At 68.8% G+C, this 11186-nt stretch carries 12 protein-coding genes and 2 pseudogenes; 4 read left to right on the forward strand and 10 right to left on the reverse strand.

Features of this window, described 5'->3' with window-relative positions:
• The 9 genes and pseudogenes from Q0X16_RS04970 to Q0X16_RS05010 all read right to left on the reverse strand — a co-directional run.
• A pseudogene (locus Q0X16_RS04970) lies at window positions 1–614 on the reverse strand (aminodeoxychorismate synthase, component I); the annotation flags it as partial.
• Between the two features lie 30 nt (window positions 615–644).
• Window positions 645–1883 (reverse strand): beta-ketoacyl-ACP synthase II, encoded by a 1239-nt coding sequence (gene fabF / locus Q0X16_RS04975; RefSeq protein WP_297831365.1) that lies wholly within the window; start codon window positions 1881–1883, stop codon window positions 645–647.
• Window positions 1884–2049: 166 nt separating this feature from the next.
• Window positions 2050–2289, reverse strand: a complete 240-nt coding sequence (gene acpP / locus Q0X16_RS04980) for an acyl carrier protein (protein ID WP_297831367.1) — start codon at window positions 2287–2289, stop codon at window positions 2050–2052.
• A gap of 97 nt (window positions 2290–2386) precedes the next feature.
• On the reverse strand, window positions 2387–3130 hold the full coding sequence (gene fabG / locus Q0X16_RS04985; protein ID WP_297831370.1) for a 3-oxoacyl-ACP reductase FabG: 744 nt from the start codon (window positions 3128–3130) through the stop codon (window positions 2387–2389).
• Window positions 3131–3321: 191 nt separating this feature from the next.
• Window positions 3322–4272 (reverse strand): ACP S-malonyltransferase, encoded by a 951-nt coding sequence (fabD, locus tag Q0X16_RS04990; protein ID WP_297831373.1) that lies wholly within the window; start codon window positions 4270–4272, stop codon window positions 3322–3324.
• Window positions 4273–4378: 106 nt separating this feature from the next.
• Window positions 4379–5107, reverse strand: coding sequence for a serine/threonine protein phosphatase (locus Q0X16_RS04995; RefSeq protein ID WP_297831376.1), 729 nt, complete (start codon window positions 5105–5107; stop codon window positions 4379–4381).
• A 57-nt stretch (window positions 5108–5164) separates the two neighbouring features.
• Window positions 5165–6154, reverse strand: a complete 990-nt coding sequence (locus Q0X16_RS05000) for a beta-ketoacyl-ACP synthase III (RefSeq protein WP_297831379.1) — start codon at window positions 6152–6154, stop codon at window positions 5165–5167.
• 185 nt (window positions 6155–6339) lie between these two features.
• On the reverse strand, window positions 6340–6534 hold the full coding sequence (gene rpmF / locus Q0X16_RS05005; RefSeq protein ID WP_297831381.1) for a 50S ribosomal protein L32: 195 nt from the start codon (window positions 6532–6534) through the stop codon (window positions 6340–6342).
• Between the two features lie 73 nt (window positions 6535–6607).
• The gene (locus Q0X16_RS05010; RefSeq protein ID WP_297831384.1) at window positions 6608–7126 is read right to left on the reverse strand and encodes a YceD family protein; all 519 of its coding nucleotides are present in this window, start codon (window positions 7124–7126) and stop codon (window positions 6608–6610) included.
• A 112-nt stretch (window positions 7127–7238) separates the two neighbouring features.
• Between Q0X16_RS05010 and Q0X16_RS05015 the strand changes: the two genes are divergently transcribed.
• Together Q0X16_RS05015 and Q0X16_RS05020 are read left to right on the forward strand one after the other, a co-directional pair.
• Window positions 7239–7601 carry a hypothetical protein gene (locus tag Q0X16_RS05015; protein WP_297831387.1) on the forward strand — a complete coding sequence of 121 codons (363 nt, stop codon included), beginning with the start codon at window positions 7239–7241 and terminating at the stop codon, window positions 7599–7601.
• Window positions 7598–8182 carry a Maf family nucleotide pyrophosphatase gene (locus Q0X16_RS05020; protein ID WP_297831390.1) on the forward strand — a complete coding sequence of 195 codons (585 nt, stop codon included), beginning with the start codon at window positions 7598–7600 and terminating at the stop codon, window positions 8180–8182. Before Q0X16_RS05015 ends, Q0X16_RS05020 begins: the two co-directional genes overlap by 4 nt.
• Window positions 8183–8189: 7 nt before the next feature.
• Here Q0X16_RS05020 and Q0X16_RS05025 read toward each other — a convergent pair whose 3' ends face one another.
• The gene (locus Q0X16_RS05025; RefSeq protein WP_297831393.1) at window positions 8190–9719 is read right to left on the reverse strand and encodes a glycosyltransferase family 39 protein; all 1530 of its coding nucleotides are present in this window, start codon (window positions 9717–9719) and stop codon (window positions 8190–8192) included.
• A 42-nt stretch (window positions 9720–9761) separates the two neighbouring features.
• On the opposite strand from Q0X16_RS05025, the gene Q0X16_RS05030 reads away from it, so the two are divergent.
• Window positions 9762–10712 (forward strand): AAA family ATPase, encoded by a 951-nt coding sequence (locus tag Q0X16_RS05030; RefSeq protein WP_297831395.1) that lies wholly within the window; start codon window positions 9762–9764, stop codon window positions 10710–10712.
• 28 nt (window positions 10713–10740) lie between these two features.
• Window positions 10741–11186 (forward strand): annotated as a pseudogene (locus Q0X16_RS05035) (DUF58 domain-containing protein); the annotation flags it as partial.

Genomic DNA, 11186 nt, shown 5'->3' on the forward strand with positions numbered 1-11186 from the left:
AACACGTCGCCGGCGGCAAGATATTCGAGCACGCGGCCGACACCGTCGAGATAACGCTGCGGATCGTCCTCCTCGACGGCTGCCGGCGGACGCCATTCCGGCAGCGGCGCCAGCGCCGCGGCACGCACGGCATCCCCGGCGATCCTGTCCAGCCAGGCTTCCGCACCCGCTTCCGCCACCGCGCACAGCCCGCCGGAGCGGCGATCGCGCAGCAGCGCGGCAGGGCAGCGCAGGGCCAGCGCCATCGGCAGGTCGCCTTCCGCCGGCGGCATTCGCAGCACCGGTTCGACCTGAGCCGCCAACTCGTAGCCCAGCAACAGCGCCCAACCGCCGCGGAACGGCACAGCCTCGTCGCCACCGGCCGAACCTCGCGATGCCGCCCACTGGGCATCCAGCACATCGAGGAAGCGTCCCTGGACAGGCGCCCCGGCCAGCGTTCGCACGACGCCATCGCGGTGCAGCGCAAATCCTTCGCCCGCATGCGCCAGCAACAGATCCCGGCGCCCCTGGGCGCCGCCGCTGCTGGATTCCAGCAGCACCGGATAGCGCTGCGGATCCAGCCGGTGCAGGTCGAGCGGATCGATACCGGGAGGGAGGGGCCGGATACAGGTCATTGCCTGCCCGTCATGTCGGCGAAAGCCGGATCAAACCCGCTTGAACACCAGCGTGCCGTTGGTGCCACCGAAGCCGAAGCCGTTGGACATCACCGCATCGACCCGGTGCTCGCGCGCCACGTTCGGGACGTAGTCCAGGTCGCAGCCTTCGCCCGGGGTGTCCAGATTGATCGTGGGCGGGATGATGCCGGTTTCCAGCGCGCGGATCGAATAGATCGCCTCGATGCCGCCGGCCGCACCAAGCAGGTGCCCGGTCATCGACTTGGTCGAGCTGACCATGACCCGATCCGCATGGGCGCCAAAGGCGCGGCGGATCGCGTGGGTTTCGGCCAGATCACCCAGCGGCGTGCTGGTGCCGTGGGCATTGAGGTAGCCGATGTCCTCGGGATTGACCCCGGCATCGCGCAGCGCCGCGACCATGCAGCGCGCCGGTCCATCGCCGTTCTCGCTGGGCGCGGTCATGTGGAACGCATCCGAGGAGGCGCCGAAGCCCGCCAGCTCGCAGTGGATGTGCGCACCGCGCGCCCTGGCATGCTCGTACTCTTCCAGCACCAGCACACCGGCGCCGTCGCCGAGCACGAAGCCGTCGCGATCGGCGTCCCACGGCCGCGAGGCGCGGGTCGGATCGTCGTTGCGGGTGCTCATCGCCTTCATCGCGCAGAAGCCGCCCATCGCCGTCGGCGAGCTGCCACGCTCGGCGCCGCCGGCGAACATCACGTCGGCATCGCCGTACTGGATCATCCGCATCGCCATGCCGATCGAATGATTGGCGGATGCGCAGGCGGACACCACGGAAAACGTCGGTCCTTTCAGGCCCAGCAGCAACGAGAGCTGGCCGGGCAGCATGTTGATGATGGTGGAAGGAATGTAGAACGGGCTGATCTTGCGGACCCCGCCCTCGTGCAACTTGACCGCGGTTTCCTCGATGCCCCAGATTCCGCCGATGCCGGCACCGACCAGCGCGCCGATGCGCTCGGCGTTGGCCTCGGTGACATCCAGCCCGGCTTCCTCCTTCGCCATCAGCGCGGCTGCGATGCCGTAATGGATGAAGTGATCCATCTTCCTGGCGTCTTTCGGGCTCACCCAGCGGGTGACGTCGAAATCGCGCACTTCCCCGGCGATCCGGGTGGGATAGGTGGACGCGTCGAACCCGGCCACCGGACGGATGCCGGAACGCCCGTTGCAGACGCCGTCCCAGTTGCCGGCCAGGTCATTGCCCAGCGGCGAGACGATGCCCATCCCCGTCACCACGACTCGACGTCCGTTCATCCTCGTCTTCCTGCTTCTGTCCTGTCCTGCCGGCCGCCGCCCACGCCCCAGACGCCAAGGGCCGCACGTGCGGCCCCGGGGAACGTGCCGGAATCAGCCGGCCCTCCACGTCGATCGTCCAGGCTCAAGCGCAACGCGGGAGCCCCATGCGACCGCCGCGCGCGGCTCACGCCTTGACGTGCGCCTTGATGTAGTCGATCGCCTGCTGCACCGAGGTGATCTTCTCGGCGTCCTCGTCCGGGATCTCGCACTCGAATTCTTCTTCCAGCGCCATCACCAGTTCCACGGTGTCCAGCGAGTCCGCGCCCAGATCGTCCACGAACGACGCGCTGTTGGTGACGTCATCTTCCTTGACGCCCAGTTGCTCGATGACGATCTTCTTGACGCGCTCTTCGATATTGCTCATGTGGCTTGCTCCTCCCGGGAATCGGGTCAATCGGCTGACAAGTGTAAGGGAAAAACGGGCGGTTTCGGCCTTTCGCGCCATCCCGCGCCGGCAATGGCTACGGCATGTACATCCCGCCGTTGACGTGCAGGGTTTCGCCGGTGATGTAGCCGGCGTCCGGCCCGGCCAGGAACGCCACCGCGCGGGCGACGTCCGCAGGTTCGCCGAGGCGTCCCAGCGCGATCTGCCCGAGCATCGCCGCCCTGGCCGCTTCCGGCAGTCCGGCGGTCATGTCGGTGTCGATGAAGCCCGGCGCGACCACATTCACGGTGATCCCGCGCGAACCGATCTCCTTCGCCAGCGATTTGCTGAAGGCGATGATCCCGGCCTTGGCCGCGGCGTAGTTGGCCTGCCCGGCGTTGCCGGTGACGCCGATCACCGACGCGATGTTGACGATGCGGCCACGGCGCGCCTTCATCATTCCGCGCAGCACCGCCTTGCAGGAACGGAACACGCTGGTGAGGTTGGTGTCGAGGATCGCCTGCCAGTCCTCGTCCTTCATCCGCATCAGCAGGTTGTCGCGGGTGATGCCGGCGTTGTTGACGAGGATGGAGACGCCGCCGAATTCGCCGGCCAGCGCATCGACCAGGGCGTCGATGGCGCCGGGTTCGTTGACCTCGAGCCGGCGCCCGTGGCCGCCGCGCCCGGCCAGCCGCGCCGCGATCGCCTGCGCGCCCGCCTCCGACGTCGCGGTGCCGATCACCGTCGCGCCGCGCGCCGCCAGTTCGTCGGCAATCGCCGCGCCGATGCCGCGCGAAGCGCCGGTCACCAGCGCCACTTCACCTTTCAGGATTTCAGTCATGTCATGGGTTCCTGCAAGTGCCCGGGCTATTTTTGACGCGGATCAGAGCGGATGAACGCGGACGAAACAACATTCAATTTCCAGAAGATTTTGTTTGTCGTCACGGTAGCCGCTTTCGCAGGATGACGGAAATTTTCTAGCCATCCTTAGTATCCGCGCTCATCCGCTCTGATCCGCGTCTCCAAAAGCTTTTACTTCCACTCCTCGATGGCGCCGGAAAACGCTGCCGGCTCGCCGAGCGCGCGCCCGTCCAGCGTCTTGTCGATGCGCTTGACCAAGCCTGTCAGGGTCTTGCCCGGCCCGCATTCGCCGATCCGGGTGACGCCGCGCGCGGCCAGCGCCTGCACGCAGCCGGTCCATTGCACCGGCAGGTAGAGCTGGCGCACCAGCGCCTGCTGGATCGCATCGACGCTGTCGTGAACGCCGGCATCGACGTTCTGGATCACCGGGATCGAGGGCTGCGACCAGCGCAGGCCGGCCATCGTCTCGGCCAGCCGGTTGGCGGCTTCGCGCATCAGCGGGGTGTGCGAGGGCACGCTGACCGCCAGCTTGACCGCCTTGCGCACGCCCTTTTCGGCCAGCATCGCCAGCGCGCGGTCGACCGCCGCAGCGTCGCCACCGATCACGATCTGGCCCGGCGAGTTGTAATTGGCCGGAACCACGGTCTGCGCGCCGGAGGCCTCCGCGCACGCCGCCTCGACCAGCGCATCGTCCGCGCCCAGCACCGCCGCCATCGCACCGACGCCTTCCGGGGCCGCATCCTGCATCAATTGCCCGCGAATCCGCACCAGATGCGCGCCATCGGCCAGCGACAGCGCATCGGCCGCCACCAGCGCGGTGTATTCGCCGAGGCTGTGCCCCGCCAACCATTCCGGCCGCGGACCGCCACGATGCTGCCACAGCCGCCATACTGCGATCCCCGCGGCCAGCAGCGCCGGCTGGGTGTATTCGGTGCGATTGAGCATCGCCTCGGGTCCGGCCTGCGACAGCGCCCACAGATCGACGCCGGCACCCTCCGACGCTTCCTCGAAGGTGGCCTGCACCAGCGGATGGGCGGAGGACAGGTCGGCCAGCATGCCGACCGACTGCGAGCCCTGGCCGGGAAACACCAGCGCCAGGGCGGGTTTAAGATTTTCGTTCACGCGTTCAAGGCTCGCTGCACCGGCCCGCGCATTGCTTCAGGCCAAACGGACATGATACGGACTCCCGTCGCGAAATGTCTGTACCAGCGGGTATGGCCGCGACGGATCACTCCGCCAGCGCGTTGCGCAGACCGGTCAGCGCGCCTGCGATCCGACGCGCGCGTTCGCCCAGCTTCCAGGCGATGCGCTCGACGATTCCCAACTGTCGCACCGCCTGCGCAAGCTCCGTCCGTACTTCCGGCGCGGCCTTTTGCACCGCCGGCCGGAGCGCGTCGGCGAGTTCGACCGCAGGATCGGCGAAATAGCGCGAGACCCCGGCGGCGAAGATCAGCCAGTCGCGCACCTGCGCCTGTGCCAGCGTCATGGTTTCGCGCGGGTCTTCCTCCAGGTCGAGGAAACCGATCTGGCCGTCGTCGGTGACGGTCAGGTTGCGTGCGAACGGCTGGCCGATGTGACCGCCGTTGCCGTGGACCTGCCCCAACGCCTGCGCGGCCTGCACGATCAACTTCGTCTTTCCGGCCGCGTCGGTCTCGTGCAGTCGGGTTTTCAGCGACACGCCGATGTCGCCGATCAGCAGCGCCCGCGGCCCGTGCCCAAGCACCTCGGGCACGCACGCGCCGCAGGCGGCCAGTTCCTCCAATCGTCGCTTCTCGGTCGCACAGGCGTGTTCGCCGCCCCTGTGGGGCGGCGGGCGCAGCGCGGGAACGCCCAGCCGACGCGCGGCCAAGTCGAGGATATTGAGCTTGAAGCGACGCTCCCCCTCCACGAAGACCTTGAGCCAGGCCTTGCGACCCAGCACGTCCATGCGGATGACGGTGTGTTCTTCGTTTTTCATGCGTCTTGCTTCGCGGAAACGCGAAAACCGCCCGGCACGGGACGCGGTGGCGATCCGTCAATAGCGCAGCAGCACCGAGCCCCAGGTAAATCCGCCGCCGAAGGCTTCCAGCAGCAGCAGCTGCCCGCGTTCGACGCGACCGGAGCGCACCGCCTCGTCCAGCGCCAGCGGCACCGAACCGGACGAGGTGTTGCCGTGGCGATCGACGGTGACGATCACCCGATCCATCGGCATCGCCAGCCGTTTCGCGGTCGCCTCGATGATCCGCAAATTGGCCTGATGCGGCACCAGCCAGTCGAGCGCACTGCGGTCCAGCCCGTTGGATTCCAGCGCTTCGTCGACCACCGCATCCAGCGCCTTGACCGCATGCTTGAAGACCTCATTGCCGGTCATCAGCACACGCACACCGGCGTTGTCCTCGCCGGGTTTGAAGCCGACCGAGACGCCCACCGGGTTCCACAGCAGATCCTTCTTGCTGCCGTCGGCGTGCATGTGGGTGCTGAGGATGCCGGTTTCGTCATCGGCCCTGAGCACCACGGCGCCGGCGCCGTCGCCGAACAGCACGCAGGTGCCGCGGTCGTTCCAGTCCAGCATCCGGGTCAGGGTTTCGGCACCCATCACCAGCGCGGTTTTCGCCGCGCCGCTGCGAATGAACTTGTCGGCGATGGTCAGCGCGTAAATGAAACCCGAACAGGCGGCGTTGACGTCGAAGGCCATGCAGCCGTGGATGCCGAGCTTGTGCTGGACGATCGTGGCGCTGGACGGGAAGATCAGGTCCGGCGTGGTGGTTCCCAGGATGATCAGATCCAGTTCCGACGGATCGGTGCCGGAGGCTTCAAGCGCCCGCAGGGCAGCCCGATAGGCCAGATCGCTGGTGGTTTCGCCTTCTCCTGCGACGTGACGCTGGCGGATGCCGGTACGGGTGCGGATCCACTCGTCGCTGGTCTCGACCTTCCGGGCCAGGTCGTCATTGGTCAGCACCTGCGCGGGAAGGCAACTGCCGGTGCCGGCGATGCGGGCGTAGATGCGGTTTTCGGACTGGCTCATGCGCGCAACACCTCGCTGAAGATCGAGACAGGGTAGCGGATCGGGCGCCGGTGAAACCTTAGCGGTCGTCGCAGAACCGGCGGACGCCGGTCAACGCCTTGTCCCGGGCGCGGACTCGAAAACGCGAACGGCCGCACCGTCTGGCGCGGCCGGGACGCAGGCAGTGCGGGACCCCTGGGTCGGGATCAATCTTCGTCAACGACCCGGGTCTTGGGCGTGATCACCTGCTTGCCGCGGTAGAAGCCATCGGCGGTGACGTGGTGGCGAAGATGGGTTTCACCGCTGGTCTTGTCGGTGGCGAGCTGCTTGGTCGGCAGCGCGTCGTGCATGCGGCGCATGCCGCGACGGGACGGGGAAACGCGGGACTTCTGGACGGCCATGGCGGCAACTCCAACAAAAACGAAACGGTTAGCCTTGGAATTATCGCACAGATTCGCGGCGAAACCGCAATCTTCAGGATTTCTTCCACCCGGCCAGCGCCGCGAACGCCCCGCGTCCGGCCGTCTCTTCGGCACCGGGCGCGAAATCCAGCTCGACCGCTTCCGAATCCGGCGCCACCGGAACCACCGGCAAGGCGAGGATCAGCTCGTCCTCGACCAGATCCAGCGGCCGCAGCAGGCCGTCGGCGGGCACCAGCAGCGGCTCGCATTCGGCCGGCAGCGCCGCCTCGTCGCTTTCACGCCGGATCAAGCCCAGCCGCTGCCTGATCCGCACCGGCTGCAGGAAGCGACGCAGGCTGCGCTGGCACTGCAGCGGCAGCGCCACTTCGACGTCGAGATCAACATAGGCCACCTGCAGCGCGTCGGTTCCAAAATCCAACGCAAAGCGCACCTCACCCTCGACGTCTTCAAGACTGTCGCGCAGGCGCGTCAACGCGGCCAGGGGCGCCTGCCCGGAAAACCCGCGGCGCGCCTCGACCATGCGCCAGGCATCCACCTGTTCGGGCACGCCGGGGACGCGCTGTTCGGACATCGGCTTCGACCTTCCAAAAAATCCCGGAATCGGGTGCGGATTCTAACGCGCCACAGCCCTGCGCAGGCGCACGGGATTTGCGATGCCTGCCGCTCTCGCGCAGACTCGCCCCATGCGCATCGTCTTCCTGCTCGTCATCCCAGTCGTCATCGTCCTCGCCCTGTGGCTGGCGTCACGGGCCCGGCGCGACGGCCGCAGGCGACTGGCGATTCGCGGATTGCTGGACGCCGCCGACGCGCTCGAAGCGCAGTTGCGCGCCGCCCGCGGCGAGATCGAGGCCATCGCCGGCGACCACGAGAATCCGGTCCTGCAGGCCATGCAGGAACTGCTGCGGCAACGGCTGTGGCTGCAGGAAAACGCGCAAAGCGCCAGCCTCGACCAGCTTGACGACGTGCGCGGTTCGCTGGACGCGGCGCGCGCGCGCATCGAGGCCCTGCTGCAGCAGATCGAACAGGCGCGCGTGGGCACCCCTTGAACGCACCGCGCCTGGTCCTGGCCTCCACGTCGCGCTACCGGCGCGAGCTGCTGGCACGTCTGGGGCTGGCGTTCGAGGTCGCCCGCCCCGACGTGGACGAAACGCCGAAGGCGGGAGAAGCGCCGCGGGCGCTGGCGATCCGGCTGGCGCGCGCCAAGGCGCAGGCGGTTGCGGCGCAACTGTCAGGCGACGTCTGGGCGCTCGGCTCCGATCAGGTCGCCGAAGTCACTGGCCAAACCCTCGGCAAGCCCGGCAGCCGCAGTCGCGCGGTGCAGCAACTGCACACGTTGTCCGGCAACGTCGCGCGCTTCCATACCGCGCTGTGCCTGGCCCATCCCGACGGCCGGCGGTTTGCCGCCATCGACCTGACCAAGGTCCGGGTGCGCGGACTTGCGGCGGCCGAAATCGCGCGCTACGTCGATTCCGAACGTCCTTTCGACTGCGCCGGAAGTTTCAAATCGGAAGGCCTTGGCATCACCCTGTTCGACGCCATCGAAAGCCGCGACCCGACCGCGCTGGTCGGCCTGCCCCTGATCGTCACCGCGCGGCTGCTGCGCAAAGCCGGCTTCCGACTGCCGTAGCCTCGCCTCACGGGCCCGCGCAGCGCTGCTGCGGGCGGACACGGGTGATTTCATACAGCACGAAGCGCTTGGCGCCGCCATCGACATCCAGCACCTGCGCCGGCGGCAGCGGGCCGAGCTGTTCGCACAGGCTGCGGAGGGCGCTTTGCGCATCCGGGAACCCCGCGTGCGACGGACTGGCCACCAGCAGCAGCGGCGCGCCGCCTTCCGGCATCCGGCCATCGAATTGCAGACCCCACAGCGCCAGCTGCGGCGCGCGGCCGTGCTTGCGGTTGAGCGGGTGGTCGAGCACGCGGATGTCGGCATCGCCGCGGGCGAAGCCCAGTTCGGCGCCGATCTTGAAATCCCCGGCAAGGATGCGCGTTCCATCCGGCATCCGTGCCAGCCGTTCGCGCACCGCGGCATCCAGCGCGTTCCAGCCGGCGAAATTGGCCGGATACTGGTCGTGGCGCGCGGCCCATGTTCGCCCCGTGGGCGAAGCCGCCAGCAGGAAATAGCCCAGCGCCGCGGCCAACCCCAGCGCGGTCGTGGCCCAGGCCGCAATCCGCCAGCCGCGCGTCCAGCCGGCCAGGACCGCGGGCACCAGCGGCAGCAGCGCCACGAAGCCGGGCAGGGTCCAGTGGAAACTCACCCGGCGGCGATCGGTGAAAAAGCCCAGCGCCAGGAAGGCGAACACCAGCAGCACCCCGCACAGCGCCAGCCAACGCGCCTGTGGGCGCGTGTCGCGCAAACCGCGCCCGCCCGCCAGCGCCAAAGCGACCAGCAGCAGCGGAGTTGCCGGCAGCAATTGCATCAGGCCCAGCGCGATGCCGTGCCATCCGAACGACCACGGGTGGCGATCGACCAATTGGAAGCGCAGCCCGGCCTCGGCGTTGTCGACATTCCACAGCAGCAGCGGCAGCCAGGCCAGCGCACCCGATGCAATGGCGAGCCACAACCCGGGCCTGCGCAACGCCGCCCTGCCCTCGCGCAGCAGCAGCAGCGCCACCAAGCCAGCCACGATCACCGCCGCGAAGCGATAGTGGGTCAGCCCGCCGATCACCAGCCCCAGCGCCAGTTCGGAGATCGCCATCGCATCCACCCGCCCCAGCGCGCGCAGCCCGGCATCCAGGCACAGCACGCTGGCCAGCAGCAGCGGCACGTCCGGCAGGGCCAGCACGCCGAGCGTCCCCGCCAACGGCAGCAGCAGGCACAGCAGACCGGCCTGCCAGCCCGTCCTGGCATCGAATTCGCGCGCCGCCATCCGCACCACCAGCCACGGCAGCAGCGCCCCGATCAGCAGGAACGGCAGCCGCAGCGCCAGCACATCGTTGCCGCCCAGCGCAACGCCCAGGCGCGCCAGCCACGCGGTCAGGCCCGGCAGGTCGGAATAGGCCAGCGCAAGATGCCGGCCTTCCTGCCAGTAAAACGCCTCGTCGACGAACAGGGGCAACCGCGCGGCCAACGCCAGCTTCAGCGCGCACAGCGACAGCCACGCGACCAGAAACGCGGTGCGCGCATGGCGTGAGTGTTCCTCGACCCGCAACTCCATCGACATCGCTACACTCGAAGGCAACCTCGGGAATGGACGCGCGAACCCATGGCAAGCAGCACGGCGCCGGCAACGATGCTATCCGATGATTTGATGGATGCCCTGCGCAACGCGCTGGCGCAGGTCGATGCGCTGGTGCTGGGCAAGTCGCCGCAGGTCCGCATGGCCTTCGTCGCCCTGCTCGCGGACGGCCATCTGCTGATCGAGGACCTGCCGGGCCTGGGCAAGACCACGCTGGCGCGGGCAATGGCGGCCACTCTGGGGCTGGGGTTCGCGCGGGTGCAGTTCACCTCCGACCTGCTGCCCTCGGACATCCTCGGCGTGTCGGTGTACGAAGCCCAGACCCGCCGCTTCGAATTCCACCCCGGTCCGGTGTTCACCCACGTCCTGCTGGCCGACGAGATCAACCGCGCGCCGCCGCGCACCCAGAGCGCGCTGCTGGAAGCGATGGCCGAGCACCAGGTCAGCATCGACGGCCAGACCCGCGCCCTGCCGGAACCCTTCCTCGTCATCGCCACCCAGAACCCAACCGACCTCTCCGGCACCTATCCGCTGCCCGATTCCCAGCTCGACCGCTTCCTGCTGCGGCTCACCCTCGGCTATCCCGACGCACAGGCCGAGCGCGAACTGCTGGCAGGCGGCGACCGCCGCCCCCTGATCGCGCAGGCCCAGCCGGTGCTGGACGCGCCGCGCATCCTCGCGCTGCGGCAGGCCGCGCTGGGCGTGCACGCCAGCGAAGCGCTGCTGGATTACGTGCAGGCGCTGGTGGCGCGCAGCCGCAAGCAGCCGGGCGTGCGGGTCGGACTGTCGCCACGCGCCGGTCTCGCCCTGCTGCGCGCGGCGCGTGCGCGCGCCCTGCTGCTGGAACGCGACCACGTCCTGCCCGAAGACGTGCAGGCGCTGTTCCCGGCCATCGCCGAACATCGGCTGGTGGCCGAAGCCGACACCACCACGGCCCGACTCGCGCAGTCCATCCTGCACGCGGTGGCGGTGGACTGATGCCGCGCCGGCGGTCGGTTCCCGCGTCATGGCCATGATCGCCACGCTGCGCCAACGGTTCCTGCGATGGGCGCGGCCGCGGGCGCCGGAAAGCCTGCCGGCGCGGATCGACCGGCATCGGATCTACGTGCTGCCCACCGCCACCGGATTGTTCTTCGGCCTGCTGCTGGGAACCATGCTGGTCGGCGCGCTCAACTTCAACAATAACCCGGCCCTGTTGCTGGGCCTGCTGATCGCCGGCGCCGCACAGGCCAGTCTGATCGCCGCGCACCTGCAGCTGTCGGGCATCCGGATCACCGCGGCGTCCGCCGAGCCGGTCGCCGCCGGCGAAGCGCTGGCGCTGCGATTGGCGATGGAAGCCGGAGATGCGCGCAGCCGACGCGGACTGCGGATCGGCTGCGGGGAAACCGCCACCTGGACCACGCTGAACGCACGCGGCGGGGCGGTCGAGCTGCAATTGCCCACCACCCGCCG

It is taken from the genome of Thermomonas sp. (assembly GCF_025993755.1).
Classification (GTDB): Bacteria; Pseudomonadota; Gammaproteobacteria; order Xanthomonadales; family Xanthomonadaceae; genus Thermomonas.